Source organism: Aliiglaciecola sp. 2_MG-2023 (assembly GCF_030548145.1).
Lineage (GTDB): Bacteria > Pseudomonadota > Gammaproteobacteria > Enterobacterales > Alteromonadaceae > Aliiglaciecola > Aliiglaciecola lipolytica_A.
The window spans coordinates 17511-34894 of sequence record NZ_JAUORY010000024.1 but is presented as its reverse complement, the minus strand read 5'-3'; the positions used below and the strand labels follow the sequence as shown (position 1 = coordinate 34894).

General features: G+C 39.5%; 13 protein-coding genes. 8 read left to right on the top strand and 5 right to left on the bottom strand.

Features of this window, described 5'->3' with window-relative positions; all coding sequences use genetic code 11:
• The first annotated feature begins 163 nt into the window (after positions 1–163).
• The 6 genes from Q4567_RS18575 to Q4567_RS18550 all read left to right on the top strand — a co-directional run bounded on the left by Q4567_RS18575 (position 164) and on the right by Q4567_RS18550 (position 7483).
• Complete coding sequence (locus tag Q4567_RS18575) at positions 164–1438, top strand: sugar phosphate isomerase/epimerase (protein WP_216046707.1); 1275 nt, start codon at positions 164–166, stop codon at positions 1436–1438.
• A gap of 66 nt (positions 1439–1504) precedes the next feature.
• On the top strand, positions 1505–2344 hold the full coding sequence (locus Q4567_RS18570; RefSeq protein ID WP_303501542.1) for a class I SAM-dependent methyltransferase: 840 nt from the start codon (positions 1505–1507) through the stop codon (positions 2342–2344).
• Positions 2345–2477: 133 nt separating this feature from the next.
• Positions 2478–2900, top strand: a complete 423-nt coding sequence (locus tag Q4567_RS18565) for a GNAT family N-acetyltransferase (RefSeq protein ID WP_303501540.1) — start codon at positions 2478–2480, stop codon at positions 2898–2900.
• A 155-nt stretch (positions 2901–3055) separates the two neighbouring features.
• Positions 3056–4054, top strand: a complete 999-nt coding sequence (locus tag Q4567_RS18560; protein ID WP_303501538.1) for an alpha/beta fold hydrolase — start codon at positions 3056–3058, stop codon at positions 4052–4054.
• An 804-nt stretch (positions 4055–4858) separates the two neighbouring features.
• Positions 4859–5737 carry an NAD(P)-dependent oxidoreductase gene (locus tag Q4567_RS18555; RefSeq protein WP_216046704.1) on the top strand — a complete coding sequence of 293 codons (879 nt, stop codon included), beginning with the start codon at positions 4859–4861 and terminating at the stop codon, positions 5735–5737.
• Positions 5738–6538: 801 nt separating this feature from the next.
• Complete coding sequence (locus Q4567_RS18550) at positions 6539–7483, top strand: AEC family transporter (RefSeq protein WP_303501536.1); 945 nt, start codon at positions 6539–6541, stop codon at positions 7481–7483.
• A 96-nt stretch (positions 7484–7579) separates the two neighbouring features.
• On the opposite strand, the gene yfaE is transcribed toward Q4567_RS18550, so the two are convergent.
• From yfaE to ubiG, 5 genes are all read right to left on the bottom strand, one after another.
• Positions 7580–7849, bottom strand: coding sequence for a class I ribonucleotide reductase maintenance protein YfaE (gene yfaE / locus Q4567_RS18545; RefSeq protein ID WP_216046701.1), 270 nt, complete (start codon positions 7847–7849; stop codon positions 7580–7582).
• Positions 7849–8979 (bottom strand): class Ia ribonucleoside-diphosphate reductase subunit beta, encoded by a 1131-nt coding sequence (gene nrdB / locus Q4567_RS18540; protein ID WP_303501533.1) that lies wholly within the window; start codon positions 8977–8979, stop codon positions 7849–7851. The genes yfaE and nrdB overlap by 1 nt, the downstream gene beginning before the upstream one ends.
• A gap of 69 nt (positions 8980–9048) precedes the next feature.
• Positions 9049–11370: a class 1a ribonucleoside-diphosphate reductase subunit alpha gene (nrdA, locus tag Q4567_RS18535; RefSeq protein ID WP_303501531.1), complete on the bottom strand. Its 2322-nt coding sequence runs from the start codon at positions 11368–11370 to the stop codon at positions 9049–9051.
• 492 nt (positions 11371–11862) lie between these two features.
• A complete protein-coding gene (locus Q4567_RS18530) occupies positions 11863–12549 on the bottom strand; it encodes an HAD family hydrolase (protein ID WP_303501528.1) in 687 nt (228 codons plus the stop codon).
• Between the two features lie 2 nt (positions 12550–12551).
• A complete protein-coding gene (gene ubiG / locus Q4567_RS18525; RefSeq protein WP_216046697.1) occupies positions 12552–13265 on the bottom strand; it encodes a bifunctional 2-polyprenyl-6-hydroxyphenol methylase/3-demethylubiquinol 3-O-methyltransferase UbiG in 714 nt (237 codons plus the stop codon).
• Between the two features lie 261 nt (positions 13266–13526).
• Between ubiG and gyrA the strand changes: the two genes are divergently transcribed.
• Both gyrA and serC read left to right on the top strand, forming a co-directional pair.
• A complete protein-coding gene (gene gyrA, locus Q4567_RS18520; protein ID WP_216046696.1) occupies positions 13527–16217 on the top strand; it encodes a DNA topoisomerase (ATP-hydrolyzing) subunit A in 2691 nt (896 codons plus the stop codon).
• Positions 16218–16296: 79 nt separating this feature from the next.
• Positions 16297–17382, top strand: a complete 1086-nt coding sequence (gene serC, locus Q4567_RS18515; protein WP_303501524.1) for a 3-phosphoserine/phosphohydroxythreonine transaminase — start codon at positions 16297–16299, stop codon at positions 17380–17382.
• The last annotated feature ends 2 nt before the right edge of the window (positions 17383–17384 follow it).

The window sequence follows — 17384 nt, the reverse complement described above, 5'->3', positions numbered from 1 at the left end:
TATTCAGGCCTTGTGAGATGTATTGAGTGCATTAATGACGATCATTGCTATTTAAAGTGGATTGCTAAAAATCAGAATATAGCAGCTAAAGTTAATAATTAACTTTTGCCTTGATAATTGACAACCTTTCGGTTCTCAAATAAACAAACAACAGGTTACAAGTATGAGAATTTTAACTGCGTTAACGTTGATTTTTGTTTTCACTCAAAATAGCTTGGCACAAAATTCCATCGACTCTCAAGTTGACCGCTTACATCAATATGTTGGGCATTGGGTAAGTAGCGAGCATGCCGGTACAGAAAGTATCGCCACATTTCCAGCCATTAGAATGCACAATACTTCGACTATGAATAAGCTGTCGATGCAAGTGGAAGTGCTGCAATATCAAGATGGGAAATATCTTCCCATACTGACTGAGCTGATTGGTTATGATGCTAAGAGCAAGAAAATTATTGCGTTAGGACAAAATCAGCATGGCGCTATTTTCAAAGGAATGGGGCGTTTTACATCTGAAACCAAATGGGAAATGCAAGATCTGGATATGTTGGGTAACTTTTATTTGCGAGTCGAATTTGACTTTCAAAGTCCAACCAATGTGTTACTAGAAGGTTATGATGAATCCGGTAAAAGTCTTTGGAAAACCCGCTATATTAAATCAAATCCAAAGGATAAAAATATTGGTATTCAATTGGTTTCTGTCCATCAGCAAATGTTGAAAGATCCCGAAAAAACACTGCGAGAGTTGGCTAGAATGGGTTATAGCTATGTGGAAACATTTGTTTATGAAAATGGTACTTTTTATGGCATGCCAGCAACAGAGTTTCGGGATTTAGTCGAAGGCAACGGCATGCTGTTTTGGGGTTCGATGACGTTTCATGATCTCCCTGCTGCTGATGATTGGGAAGACGCGTTGGAATGGTGGTCAAAAACCATAGATGATCACGTGGCAGCAGGAGTAAAGTATTTAACAACGTCCAACAATCAACTTTCATCCATAAAAAACAAAGGTGAACTAAAACGCTATAGCGATTATTACAATGCGATAGGGAAATTATGCCGTGAAAAGGGGATCACTTTCGCTTTCCACAATCACGCTGATGAATTTAAAACTGTTGAAGGCACCCGCATTTATGATTACTTTTTGGAACATACCGATCCCGAATATGTTTATTTTCAAGCTGACATCTATTGGATGCAAGTAGCTGGTGTTGAACCCATCGATTATTTTAAAAAATATTCAGATCGATTTTTAAGTTGGCACATCAAAGATTATAAGGAATTGGGGGCAAGTGGCGAGATTGATTGGATGGCGTTATTTCATCATGCTGACTTTAACCCGCCAAAATACATGGTTGCCGAAGTGGAAGATTATTCCTACCCGCCTATGCACAGTGTGCAGTTAGCATGGGAATATTTGTACCATAGTGTATTAAAGTAAACTGCATTCCATTGTGCTTACTATTGCAGTGTTAGTGCTGCTTGATTTTATTGAAGAATCGACAGGATGAGTGTTGTGTCCCATGATGAACGAGTCTCTGAACATTATTTACATGGCGATTTGCTAAGTGCCATCGAAGCAGCGCTTTGTGCCCTGGGTAAAACCTCCGAAAATCTAACCTTAGACGATCTAGCTCCAGTCGATGAGTTCCATATCGGTGGACGTTTAGCAACAGATCATCTCATTGACCAACTTAAGTTTTCTAAGCGAAGTCACTTGTTAGATGTTGGTTGTGGTTTAGGGGGCGCTGCACGACACCTAGCTTCTAAACACGAAAGCCGCGTTACCGGTATAGATTTAACATCGGAATATGTCGAAACAGGAAATGCCTTGAGTGGCTGGTTGAATCTTGACGAATATATTAGGCTTTATCACGGAAGTGCTTTATCAATGCCGTTTCAAGATAATATGTTTGATGGCGGTTATATGCTGCATGTTGGAATGAATATAGAGAATAAAACATCGTTATTCTGTGAAATATATCGTGTGTTGAAACCTGGCTCAGCTTTTGGGGTGTATGATGTTATGCGTCAAAACGATGGTGAACTGATCTATCCAGTCCCGTGGGCGACTGAAAGTAGTAACAGTAAATTAGCCACTCCAAGCCAATACAAAAAGGCCTTAAGTGATGCTGGCTTTGCGGTTTCAAGTGTAAATAATCGGGGCGATTTTGCCATTGACTTTTTTAGGCAGCTACGAGCAAAAACACAGTCTAGTAGCGATACTTCACCGTTAGGACTACATATTTTGATGCAGGACAACACGGCACTTAAAATGAAAAATATGATTGAAAATATTAATAATGGGCTCGTTGCTCCCGTTGAAATTATTGCTAAAAAGGTTTGAGGTTTATAACAAAAAAGCTGCAAGTAAGAAGTGATCAAGCGTTTAAAATTGGTGATTATATATCTGTAGAAACATAATCAGGTCAACGATTTGGGTTTTCAGGTGAAGCCATAACTGTTGTAGGATAATTAAATTGAATGAATTTAAAATTTCATCGAATCCCAACGATTTAGATATAGAGGTGGTTCACTCTTTTATGTCTAAAACTTCGTGGGCTAAAAATATTCCCCTTGAAACCTTTAAAAAGTCGATTACGAATTCGTTAGTATTTGGCGCATATAACCAGTTGGGCGAGCAGGTGGGGTTTGCTCGTGTTATTACCGATAAAGCAACATTTGCGTATCTTGGAGATGTGTTCGTAGCAGAATTATATCGTGGTTTGGGGATCAGCAAATTACTTATGCAAGCTGTAGTGTCACATCCAGACTTGCAATGTTTACGTCGTTTTATGTTAGCAACAAGTGATGCTCATGGTCTGTATTCTCAATTTGGGTTTCAAAGCCTAGAAAACCCCGACATAATTATGCAAATTTGGCAGCCTAATATCTATGATTAGAGTAGGAGCTAAGCCATCGGTTGAGTAACGTTTTTACAACTTATGCTAGGCATTGCAAATTTAATACGTACGCAGAAGCTAATACCTAGGGTGATAGAGATAGTTTGCAGTTAATCATGCGTAATAGATCAAATTATTATTAGGGATTGAAGGACATGAAAAGATATTTTGGAGGGTTAGTCGTAATTGCTTGTTTAAGCTTTGCGTTGCCAGTTTTCGCTGACAGTACCGTCAAATTTAATAAAGAGTTAGATGGGTTTGAATATCCATTTGACGTACATACTTTTATTTTCAATTCGCAAAATCAAGAACTGAAAATGCGCTATATGGATGTGGGCAAAAAAGACGCAGAAAAGGTCATAGTGCTGTTACATGGTAAAAACTTCTCCGGTTACTATTGGGAGAAAGTGGCGAACGATCTGGTGAAGCAGGATTACCGAGTAATTATTCCCGATCAGATTGGTTTTGGTAAGTCATCTAAACCCAATTATTATCAGTATAGTTTTGCTCAACTGGGTTTAAATACTAAGTCGTTGTTGGATAGTTTGAAGATTGGAAAGTATGACATTGTCGGTCATTCTATGGGCGGAATGTTAGCAGTGACCTTTGCTGTAAATTACACTGATTCAGTGAACAAACTCATCCTAATTAACCCTATTGGACTTGAAAATTACAGTGAATACGTAGAATTTAAAGATATAAATTTCTTTTATGCAAGAGAGCTCAAAACGACCTTGGCTGGGGCAATAAATTATCAAAAAAATAATTACTATGACGGCAAATGGTCAACTGAATATGAAAAGTTACTTGTTCCCTTAGCAGGAATGTTAGCCGGTGACGATTGGCAAATTGTTGCTTGGAACAATGCATTGACCTATGGGCCCATATTCTTTGAAAATATTGTCGCTAAGTTTCCACAAATCCAAAATAAGACCTTTTTGATTATCGGCACACGCGATAAGACGGGGCCTGGTCGAGGTTGGTTAAAATCTGGAGTCACTAGAAAATTAGGTGAATATACTAAACTTGGTAAACAGGCTCACAGATTAATCAAGGATTCGGTTTTGTTTGAGTTAGAAGGGTTAGGGCACATGCCTCATTTTGAAGATTACCCAGCCTTTATTGAGGCGTTTCACAAAGCGCTTGAGCAATAATAGAGAATTAATTTTGTTTAATCCTAATCCGCATAAGGCACTAGAGACGAGCGCCTTGTAACGTATCTGCCGCCAAAAAAGAATGAACATTGGCTACATCGCGGCTTATATCTTGGCTTTGCTGCGGCTGATGTTCAACTTTCCCGAAACGTCTGTAAATTAGATAACACTGTTAATTTTTGTGCCGAAGGTAGACCAATTACGCCACAATGGGCATGCGCTTACGCGATGACTTATCAGCAATTCGATTTCATTGTTAATACCAGAAAGTTTAAGAAAAATAATCTTTGTGATTATTTAGTCTACGCTTTATAGAACGCAAGAAAACAGGTTAGACGTTTAACTGTGGGTTTGCGGCAGAATGAGTTAATCAGTTTACATAATTAAAATTATGCTGTTGTGTCTAAAAGTCAGTCGGTAACCGTATATTATTACCAATTTGTTATTATTATTTTAAATTTGGTAATGACATATGGTTTTAGATCTCCTACAATGGTTTGATCATTTGGTAATGACATTGCATATGTGATTTTTAAATTTGCTAATTGGTGTGAATGGTAGAGTTTCAAAATTGGCTATAATTAGTCAGGATATTTTTGCAAAAGGCTAACCTTTAATTTACGTATTTATTTATTCGTAATTGTTAGATAAGCAAACATCTATTTGAGTAAATTCCATTTTTTAATCACCGATTGAGTCATTCAAGAACAGCAATATTGATAGCTGTTCTACATTTGCTTAAATTTTAACAGGTGTATATTCTTTTATACTCAACTTTACATACCAAAACTCCAGGAGTTAGAAATGACAAAACCAGTAATCGGTTTCATCGGCCTCGGTCTGATGGGCGGCAATATGGTAGAAAATTTGCAGAAAAAAGGCTACGAGCCAATTGTAATGGATCTGAATAAAGATGCTGTTGCAGCAGTTGTTGCTCGAGGCGGAAAAGCCGCAACTTCTGCAGCTGAATTAGCTGCAGCCAGTGATATCATCATGCTTGCCCTTACTACCTCTGAAATTGTCGAGAAAGTTGTTTACGGCGAAGACGGTATCCTTGCAGGCATTAAAGAAGGTGCTGTATTGATTGATTTCGGAACATCGATTCCGGCTTCTACTCGTAAGATTGGTGCTGATCTTGCCAAGAAAGGTGCGGGCATGGTTGATGCTCCTTTAGGTCGTACTCCAGCTCACGCTAAAGACGGTCTTCTAAATATCATGGCTTCTGGAGATAAAGCTACGTTTGACAAAGTTAAACCAGTGCTTGACCAACAAGGCGAAAATGTCTTTTATCTTGGTGCACTAGGTGCCGGTCATACTACTAAACTAATTAACAACTTCATGGGTATGACAACGGTTTGTACTATGTCACAAGCTTTTGCTGTAGCTGATCGTGCAGGTGTTGACCGTCAACAATTGTTCGACATCATGTCTACTGGTCCATCTAATTCACCATTTATGCAATTCTGTAAGAATTACGCTGTTGATGGTGTAAGTGATTTAGGTTTTTCTATTGCTAATGCAAATAAAGATCTAGGTTATTTCCTTAAGATGGTTGAAGATCTTGGTACACGTGCTGAAATTGCTGAAGGTACTTCTCATAACCTTCAAGCTGCATTCGATGAAGGCATGGGTAACGGTAACGTTCCAGAAATCTTCGATTACTTCCTTAAGTTGGAAAAGTAATAAAGATTTAATTGGAGCCAAGCATAACGCTTGGTTCCATTAAATAAGTACCCTCATATTAGCTGCGGTCACTGTGTAATCAGGCTGAGCTAGTATGGTTTGAATCCGATAACTAAATCGTTGAATATGTGTTTGTAGTTTGCTTGTCAGCTCTCACTTTTCATCAGTTTAATTATCGGATTTTTTGTATGTGGCGAACAAAGAATCCAATTGAAGTGAGTGTTGGTATAATTATTAGCAAATGTCTTTGCTATTTTTCATATAAATTTCAACCTCATGTTGTTTGTTTACCTAAAAACGATCCAGAAGAGTTGAGCTTTGCTGCAGAGCTATAAGCCGCAAATGCGTACAATTACCTCTATTGCTGCCTTTTAGGTTTAGCCGTAAACTTGCATAACAATGGTAAATTTGAAGGTACATGGTTATCTGGTCTAGTCTGCAAAAACGAGCGAAAATAGGACTGTTTTTACTGTCAATTTTAGGACTCTTGCTCTTCGCTTTTTATTGGAATGAAGCCCGTAAAGAGGTGGTTTTTCTGTGTGCTAATTTTAGCCAAGGAGTGAGCAAAACTAGTGTCTTGAGGCAGCTCAAAACAGTTAATCTTTCGAGCTTTACAATGCAGAAAACTATAAGCGGAGATTTAATAGTATTAAGCAGTGTGTTTAATTTTGAAATTTACCAATGTGTTATTGAAATAGATTCAAATGAACAAGTACACAGGGCGCAAATCAAATAGAATATAGTTCTACTTTGTTTTTAATATTCCCGTTTTACCTACATATTCATTAATTAGGACTCAAATTGCTTTCTGACTTAAATTTTTCGTTGCAGATAACCACACCTATATTCTTTATCATTGGCTTGGGCTTTTTGTTCAAACGCATTGGTTGGTTGAATGATGATTTTGCCAAAATGGGGTCCGCTTTAGTATTTAAAGTCACCTTGCCGTGTTTGCTTTTCACAAAACTATCAATGACTGATTTTACGCAAGGTTTACCCACTGCATTGGTGATTTACGGCTTTATTGCGACCCTAGTTTTGTTTCTGTTTTTGGACGTTTTCGCCACACGATTTATTTCTGAACGAGCGGATAAAGGCGTATTTGTGCAAGGTGCGTTTAGAAGTAACATGGGGATTATTAGTTTAGCATTTGTGGTCAGCGCATATGGCGAAGACACGCTAGCTATTGCGTCAATCTATTTGGCGGTAATAACCATATTGTTCAACGTCTTGTCAGTGGTGACGTTTTCGCGACACATGCATCAAAACGGCTCAAATGGGTTCGCTTCTATTTTCCTCAATATTGGTAAAAACCCGTTAATTATCTCTATTGTTTTAGGTGTGGCTGTTTCACTGTTGAATGTGCCTGTGCCTGAAATAGCGCTGCATACAGGTGAATACTTCGCTGGTATGACGCTGCCATTGGCTTTGTTATGTGCCGGAGCGTCTATTCGAATCAAGGAATTCCATTCTTCCTCGGTACTTTATTGGTCATCCGCTATGAAGTTAATAGTGCTTCCTTTGGTGATAACACTAGGTGGCGTTCTTATAGGGCTTAGAGGTGAGGAGCTTGGTGTCTTGTACCTTATGTGTGCGTCCCCCACAGCAGCGGCCAGTTATCCAATGGTACAAGCTATGCACGGTAATCATTACTTGGCTGCCGCCATCATTGCGGTGACCAGCATAGGCTCAATGTTAACCACTACTTTAGGTATATTTTTATTGAAAGTATTTGAATTAATTTAGGCGTTAACTGCTGGATTTTGGATGCTCAGCGGCTAATTGAAATGAAGATAAGGCATTAGATTGAAGGATGATTTAATGGGGCGAATAACTGATAAACTATACAAGTTTAATTTTTATGTCTCCCAATGCTACCGAACAACAGGGTAGAAATTCGTCATCATCAATGTAGGCTAAAGGATCTGTCGTGTAGTCAATGTCACCATCTATTAGTTTACTTCTGCAAGCACCGCAAAATCCCTCTCGACAATGATAGTGAACTTCGATATTGCGCTTTTCCAAGCTTTCTAAAATAGTGTCTGATTGGTCTGTGAGGATAGGGGGGTGATCACCGTCAATGGTGATCACGTATTGTTTTTTCTCGGACATTAAAGATCGAAGTCGTCAAAGTCACTGGCATTTACTTCAGCGTCAATTTGACCGACCAAGTAAGAGCTTATTTCTGATTCTTGTGGGGCAACTTGTACGTTGTCAGAGTTGAGATAATTATTCATCCAAGGTAACGGATTGCTGGTGATATCAAAAGGTTGACCCATGCCAATAGCCGACATGCGATGATTGGCAATATATTCAACATATTGACACAATATTTCTTCATTCAAGCCAATCATTGAGCCTTGTGCAAATAAATATCCAGCCCATTGTTTTTCTTGTTCAACAGCTTGCATAAATATTTCTTTAGCTTGGTCTTTTAACTCTTCCGCTATTTCTGCCATTTCAGGATCATCTTTGCCTTTTTGCCAAAGATTAAGAATATGCTGAGTTGAGGTTAAATGTAGATTTTCATCTCGTGCAATAAGACGAATAATTTTCGAATTACCTTCCATTAACTCGCGCTCGGCAAATGCAAATGTACAAGCAAAGGAAACATAGAAACGTATGGCTTCTAAAGCATTGACAGAGTTCATACAAAGATACAGTTTTTTCTTTAATTCACGCATAGTGATGGTGTAAGCAACTCCATCAACTGTGTGTACACCTTCACCCTGGGTTTGCCAAAGTTGAGTATAGAAAATCAAGTCATCATAGTATTTTGATATATCACCTGCTCTTTGCTTGATTTGTTCGTTCACTACAATGTCGTCAAAAATTGCACTGGGATCAGTGAATAAATTGCGCAAAATGTGTGTATAAGAACGTGAATGTATGGTTTCGAAAAATGACCATGTTTCTGTCCACGTTTCTAATTCAGGTAACGAAATAATTGGAAGAAATGCAATATTTGGGCTTCTTCCTTGAACCGAATCTAACAAAGTTTGATATTTTAAATTGGAAATAAAGATATGTTTTTCAGAGTCACTTAAAGACTGGAAATCAACCCGGTCTTTACTGACGTCAACTTCTTCTGGACGCCAGAAAAAACTAATTTGTTTTTCAATTAATTTTTCAAAAATACTGTGTTTTTGCTGGTCGTATCGAGCAACATTCACTGGATTGCCGAAAAACATAGGTTCCAATAAAGGATTCGTTGGTTTTTGATTAAAAGTGGTGTATTTCATTTACCGTCAGTACTCTGTGAGGTTTAACACTGGGTGGCGCGCAATACGCCACCAAACTTGGTTTTTGGTTTAGATCTTACATGCACCACCGGCACAATCATCATCTTCTTCCAAGACAACTTCTTGAGCCAAAGGTGTAGCGACTTCTTTTTTCAATTCAAGTTGTGAAGTGTCAGAAGCGCCATCTCGTGTATTGTGGTAATACAAGGTTTTAATACCCAATTTATAAGTGGTTAATAAGTCTTTTAACAACAATTTCATAGGTACTTTTCCACCTTCGTATTTACCAGGATCGTAACTCGTATTGGCAGAAATCGTTTGATCGATAAATTTTTGCATGATGGCGCATAATTGCAGGTAACCATCGTTGGAATTGATATCCCAAAGCAATTCGTATTGCTCCTTCAATCTATCGTATTCAGGTACCACTTGTTTGAGTACGCCATCTTTTGAGGATTTAATACTAATATGCCCACGAGGTGGCTCTATACCATTTGTCGCATTGGATATCTGTGAAGACGTTTCTGACGGCATTAATGCTGATAACGTACTGTTTCGCAGCCCGTGTTCAACAATTTCTTTACGCAAGGATTCCCAGTCGTAATGAAGTGGCTCGTCACATACCTTATCTAAATCTTTTTTGTAGGTATCAATGGGCAATATACCTTGTGAATAGGTGGTTTCATTGAACTTAGGACAAGCACCTTTTTCTTTAGCTAGGTTATTTGAAGCTTTAAGAAGATAATACTGCATGGCTTCAAAGGTTCTGTGTATTAGCGCATTACCACTTCCATCTGAGTATTTTTTGCCATTTTTAGCCAAGTAGTAAGCAAAGTTAATGACACCTATACCCAAGGTTCTTCTATCAATTGACGCACGGTATGCAGCAGGGACTGGGTAATCTTGATAGTCTAACAAGCTATCCAGTGCGCGTACCGCTAAGTCAGCCATTTCTTCGAATTCGTCAAGGCTTTCAATTGCGCCGAGATTAAATGCAGATAAGGTACAAAGTGCGATTTCGCCATTTTCGTCGTTAATGTGCTGCAAAGGTTTGGTTGGAAGGGCAATCTCCAAACACAAGTTGCTTTGTCTAACCGGTGCAAGTTTCGGATTAAATGGACTGTGAGTATTACAGTGATCAACATTTTGCAGATAAATACGCCCTGTACTTGCACGCTCTTGCATAAATAAACTAAATAACTCTACTGCTCTGATTTTCTTTTTACGAATAGAATCATCTTGTTCGTACTTAACATATAAAGCTTCGAACTCATCTTGATCCGCAAAGAAGGCATCATAAAGCCCTGGTACATCGGAGGGGCTGAACAGCGTGATATGTTGATCCTTGATCATGCGTGTGTACATAAGTTTATTAAACTGAACACCGTAATCGAGATGTCTAACTCGATTTTCTTCAACACCACGGTTATTTTTAAGTACCAATAAAGATTCTACTTCTAAGTGCCATACCGGATAAAATAAGGTTGCTGCGCCGCCTCGAACACCACCTTGAGAGCAACTTTTCACCGCGGTTTGGAAGTATTTATAAAATGGGATACAACCGGTGTGGTAAGCCTCACCACCGCGAATTTCACTGCCTAGAGCACGAATACGCCCAGCATTTACGCCGATACCAGCTCGTTGACTAACGTATTTTACGATCGCGCTGGCAGTCGCGTTGATCGAATCTAGGCTGTCGCCAGCTTCTATCAATACACAAGAACTAAATTGACGGGTAGGGGTTCTAACGCCCGACATAATTGGCGTAGGCAAAGAAATTTTAAATAATGATGTGGCATCATAGAAACGTTTTACATAATCTAAACGTGTGTCTTTTGGATAGTTAGCGAACAAACACGCTGCCACTAAAATATACAAAAATTGGGCACTTTCGTAGATTTCACCGGTCACGCGATTCTGAACTAAATATTTGCCTTCCAGTTGTTTAACTGCTGCATAACTGAAGTTCATGTCGCGCCAATGATCCATATATTGATCTAGTTCATTCAGCTCTTGCTCTGAGTAGTCTTCTAAAATGTGTTGGTCATATTTTCCCTTAGCAACCATCTCTTTTACGTGAGTAAGCAAAGTAGGTGGTTCAAACTGACCATAGGCTTTTTTACGCAGATGGAAAACGGCTAAACGAGCTGCAAGATATTGGTAATCAGGTGTATCAGTAGAAATTAAGTCTGCTGCTGATTTGATCAAGGTCTCATGAATGTCTTCGGTTTTGATACCATCATAAAATTGAATGTGAGCTTTGATTTCAACTTGAGAAACTGAAACATTTTTTAGGCCTTTGGCCGCCCAAGTTATGACTTTGTGAATTTTGTCCAAATTTAAGACTTCACGTTCACCATCGCGTTTCGTGACATTTAGAGAGTTATTCATGTATTTGATAGCCGTATAAGATAATTAGCGCCCCATGCTCTGAAAAATAAAATTTAACGAACACATTGTTTTTGTATATTAACGTTTTAAATTCTAGCCACACTTCATGGAGTAAATTGATCGCATTGAAAAGCGTTTACTTCCGGTTATTTTTTAGAATAGTTAGAAAAAATGTGACGAGCACAAGATAGAGGTGTTTACCTCTATTTGCAACCCAATATGTGGTGGTTTTATCGCCAAAAAAACTCAACCAATTGATATGTTAGTATTGACTAACTTAGAAGCTGCATTAGCGAATGAGTTAAGCCGAATGCAAGCAAATTTTAGATTAAATTAAAAAGTTAAATTATTTTTGAAGGACAAAATCTATTTTTAGAATATCACGATATATAGTGTTTAAAATCTCAACTGTCACTATATCTGGTATTCTTTATGCTTCCCCCTGTTCATTTATGAAATGTGAGAGTGACATAAATTTGATGAATTTTGTGCCTAAGTTAGATCGTGTAACTGACTGAACTGACTTATCTCAAAGTCTGCTTTCCAATTAATCACTTCTTGTTGATCTTTAATGTAACCATAGAGCGCCGCGACACTAACCATATTTGCGTTACGGGCGGCTTCAATATCTCTAAGCGCGTCACCAACATATAAGGTATTTTGTGGATTCACTTCAAGCACTCTGGCGGCTTCTAAAAGCGGCAGAGGATGAGGTTTACGTTTAATATAAGTGTCGCCACTGATGACAATCCCGCAACTTTGCATAATTGGGAAGTGGGTCAGTAATTGCGTGGTTAAAAATCCAGGCTTGTTAGTGACAATCCCCCAAGGAATAGCATTTTGATTCAGAAACTCTAAGCTATCCTCAACCCCTTCAAAGCAGGTTGTATCAACACAAACATTCTGTTCGTAATGGTCAAGAAGCATTTGTCTGCATTTCTGCAACGCTTGCTTTGACAGGGCTTCAAAATCATCTGCAAACCCCAATTTTAACAAACCAAGGGCACCGTCTGATGCAACACAGCGGTATTCCTGAGGCTGGCAGGCTGGGCGATCATAATGGGCAAGCACATGATTAAGGGCATTACCCAAATCAGCCGCGGTGTCTAACAAGGTGCCATCCAAATCAAATAAAATGCCAGCGTACTTGTCATTAAATAAATTGTTTTTCGAGACCATCTTTACACTTCACTTTTCTGGCAATGCACTATGTAATTTACATCAACGTTTTGTTCAGAAAGGTAATATTGTTTGGAAAAGGGGTTCATATGCAAACCTGTCATGTGTTTAGTGATTAAATCTGTGCTATCGACCCAACTTAATAATTCAGAGGGTTGGATAAACTTCTCATACTCATGGGTGCCCTTAGGAACCAGGTTCAACACTTTTTCTGCGCCGACAATAGCCATCAAATAGGATTTCAGGTTTCGATTCAATGTGGAGAAAAACACATCACCGCCAGGCTTAACTAACGTAGCGCAAGCTCGTACAATTGAGGCCGGATCTGGCACATGCTCTAACATCTCAAGGCAAGTCACGATGTCAAATTGATTGGCATGCTGCTCAGCCATTTGTTCTGCAGTGATTTGTTGGTAGCTTACTTTTACACCGGATTCTAAACCGTGAAGTCGCGCTACTTCTAAGGATTCAGAAGCCATATCAATACCGGAAACTTGTGCACCTTGCTTAGCTAGATATTCTGATAAAATACCGCCGCCGCATCCAACATCAATAATGCTTTTGTCGAACACCCCGTTAGTCCGTTGCTGAATGTAATCTGCTCTAAGCGGATTAATTTCATGCAAAGGCTTAAATTCACCTTCTAAATCCCACCACCTAGACGCTAAAGCCGAAAACTTATCTATTTCTGCAGCGTCTACGTTTTGATTGGTCATTGTTCACTCCTTTTTCATCTGTTTGCTATTATAAGCTGTCATTAATTTAGATAACCAGACCTTTATACCCGAAGATATGCTAAATAATTGTTTGATTGCACACTATATAAGCTAATCACGGCTATTTATTTTGTTTTCTCGGTGGTAGAATCTACAGTCGATTTAGAACCCACTATAACTATAAGTGAAGTCGAACTTTTCAAACTGACTTGACCAGTTTCATCAGTAGATTCAGATAATAATTTAGGGACAAGGCTGTATATGACAGACAATGCCAACGAAATTCTCCCCATTAATATAGAGGAAGAACTTAAAAATTCTTACCTCGACTATGCAATGAGTGTCATTGTTGGACGTGCACTACCGGATGTGCGTGATGGGTTAAAACCTGTTCACCGCCGCGTATTGTTCGCCATGAATGAGTTGAAAAACGATTATAATAAACCGTACAAAAAATCCGCTCGTGTAGTAGGTGACGTGATTGGTAAATATCACCCTCACGGTGATACTGCTGTTTACGACACCATTGTTCGTATGGCGCAGCCATTTTCCTTGCGATATATGCTAGTTGACGGCCAAGGTAACTTTGGTTCTGTTGACGGTGACTCCGCAGCTGCGATGCGTTATACCGAAGTGAGAATGGCTAAAATAGCCCATGAACTTCTCGCCGATTTAGAAAAAGAAACCGTTGATTTTGTACCTAACTATGACGGTACAGAACATATTCCAGACGTACTACCCACCCGCGTACCTAACTTATTAGTTAACGGTTCTTCAGGTATTGCGGTAGGTATGGCGACTAATATTCCACCGCATAACTTAACTGAAGTTGTGAATGGCTGTATCGCACTTATCGATAATCCCGATATGACCATCGAAGAAATCATGACGCACATTCCAGGTCCTGATTTCCCAACTGCAGCATTAATCAGTGGTCGTAAAGGCATTGATGATGCATATCGCACAGGTCGCGGTAAAATCTACATGCGCGCACGCGCTGAGATTGAAACTGAAGATAGCGGTAAAGAAACCATTATCGTGCACGAAATTCCTTACCAAGTTAACAAAGCAAGGTTAATTGAAAAAATTGCTGAACTGGTAAAAGAAAAGAAAATAGAAGGTATATCTGCTTTACGTGACGAGTCTGATAAAGACGGTATGCGTATTGTTGTTGAAGTGAAACGCAATGAATCAGCAGAAGTACTGTTAAACCATTTATATGCTCAAACACAGTTACAAACTGTATTTGGTATTAATATGGTAGCCTTGGATAACAACCAGCCTCGCGTATTTAATCTAAAAGACATTTTAGAAGCCTTTGTTCTGCATCGCAGAGAAGTGGTTACCCGTCGTACAGTTTATGAGTTGAAAAAAGCCCGTGACCGTGCCCATATCCTTGAAGGTTTAGCGATTGCCCTGGTTAATATCGATGAAATCATCGAGTTAATTAAAGCCTCGCAAAGTCCAAGTGACGCTAAAGCATCTTTGGTCGCTCGTGGTTGGGCGTTAGGTGATGTGGCTGAAATGCTAGCTCGCGCTGGTGATGATGCGGCTCGTCCTGATTGGCTTGAACCTCAATTCGGTATTTCCGAAGGCGAATATTTCTTAACTGAGCAGCAAGCTCAGGCAATTTTGGACTTACGTCTACATAAACTAACAGGTTTAGAACACGACAAAATCTTAGCTGAATATAAAGATCTATTAGACGTTATCGCTGAACTATTACGCATTTTGTCTAGTTCAGAACGTTTGATGGAAGTGATCAGAGAAGAGCTTGAGTTAATTCGTGACGAATATGGTGATGAAAGACGCACTGAAATTACCGCCGCTACACACGACATCGACATGGAAGATCTTATCGAACGTGAAGATGTAGTAGTGACACTTTCTCGTGAAGGTTACGTGAAGTATCAGAAACTTTCTGATTACGAAGCGCAGCGACGTGGTGGTAAAGGTAAATCTGCGACTAAAATGAAGAACGAAGACTTCATTGAAAAGTTATTGGTTGCTAATACCCACGACCATATTTTGTGCTTCTCAACCCGTGGCCGCTTATATTGGTTGAAAGTATATCAATTACCATTCGCTAGTCGTAACGCTCGTGGACGTCCAATCGTTAATATTCTTCCACTAGAAGAAGGTGAACGTATTACTGCTATTTTACCAATTCAAGAATTTGAAGAAGGTAAATTTGTATTAATGGCAACTGCAAACGGTACAGTTAAAAAGACCGCACTTTCTCAATATTCACGTCCTCGTTCAAACGGTATCATTGCGGTCAACTTAAACGAAGGTGATGAATTAATTGGCGTTGATATTACAGACGGTGAAAGCGACATTATGTTGTTCTCAGATGCAGGTAAAGTAGTTCGTTTTAACGAAAAACAACGTGATTCTGAAACCGGTGAAGTAAAACGTGACCCTGAAACAGGTGAAGAGTTGTTAGCGCTGCGTCCAATGGGCAGAACGGCCACAGGTGTTCGCGGTATCCGATTGCAAGAAGGCCAAAAAGTGGTATCACTGATTGTACCTAAAGGTGACGGCGCGATTTTAACCGCAACTGAGAATGGTTTCGGGAAACGTACTCCTATTGCTGACTACCCAGCTAAGAGCCGTGCAACACAAGGTGTTGTATCCATCAAGGTTTCTGAGCGTAATGGTGCAGTGGTTGGTGCAGTGCAAGTGTTCGAAGGTCAAGAAATTATGTTGATCAGTGACCAAGGTACTTTGGTTAGAACACGTGTTGATGAAGTCTCTACCGTGGGCAGAAATACTCAAGGTGTCAGACTAATCCGTACTGGCAAAGACGAACATGTAGTGGGCTTACAGAAGATAGAAGAGATTGAAGCAGAAGATTTAGAGCTATTAGAAGGCGAAGATGCAGTAGAAGCTGAACAAGCTGAAGTTGCAGACGATGACGCTGGACAACCAGACTCTGACGCTACTGAGTAGAATCTTAAACGCTAGTTTTTAATCATACTTAAAACGAGTGGCTTATTCCGCTCGTTTTTTTTCGGGAGAAAATCAAATTATGGCAGTTACTTATAATTTCAGTGCAGGTCCTGCGATGTTACCTACTGATGTTATGTTGCGAGCACAACAAGAGTTTATTAATTGGCAAGATCAAGGGTGCTCGGTGATGGAAATGAGCCATCGCAGCAAAGCTTATATAGAGGTTGCTGAGCGTGCCACTCATAATTTGCGCAAGCTACTGGCAGTTCCTGATGATTATCAAATACTATTTACCCATGGCGGCGGAAGAGGGCAGTTTTCAGCTGTACCCTTGAATCTATCTGCAGTGGGTGACCATGCTGATCATTTGGTCACCGGCTCTTGGTCTAAAGGTGCGGTTAATGAAGCGCAAAACTATTTAACTGCTGATGTCGTGGGTGGCGTAGAAGTGGTAGACGGCATAACGCAAGTGCAATCCCAAAGTAATTGGCAGTTAAACGATAAAGCGGCGTACTTTCATTACTGTCCTAATGAAACAGTCGAAGGTATTGAAATAAACGAAGTGCCTGATACTCAAGGGGTACCTATTGTCGCTGATATGTCGTCGAATATTCTGTCCAAACAAATTGACGTCAATAACTATGCAGTTATATACGGTGGAGCGCAAAAGAACATTGGTCCTTCGGGATTGTCTGTGGTCATTGTGCATAACAGCATGTTAGACAAAGCTCGTGTGGAAACCCCTTCCATTCTTAATTACGGTTTGATCGCAAAACACGATTCTATGTACAACACGCCGCCAACATTTGCTTGGTATTTGGCTGGGTTAGTATTTGAGTGGTTGCTTGATATGGGCGGTGTTGCTGAGATTGAAAAGCGTAATAAACAAAAGTCTGATCTGTTGTATAGCGCGATAGATAGCAACGATTTTTATTCAAACAGCGTGGCTGTACAAAATCGTTCGCGCATGAATGTGCCGTTTCATTTAGCCGATACAAAATTAGATGCTTTATTCTTAGAAGAGTCCGAAGCTGCTGGTTTGAAAGCATTAAAAGGTCACCGAATTGTTGGAGGGATGCGTGCCAGTATATACAACGCGATGCCAATCGAAGGGGTAAAAGCGTTGATAGACTTTATGAATGATTTTGCTAAAAGGAACGGATAAAA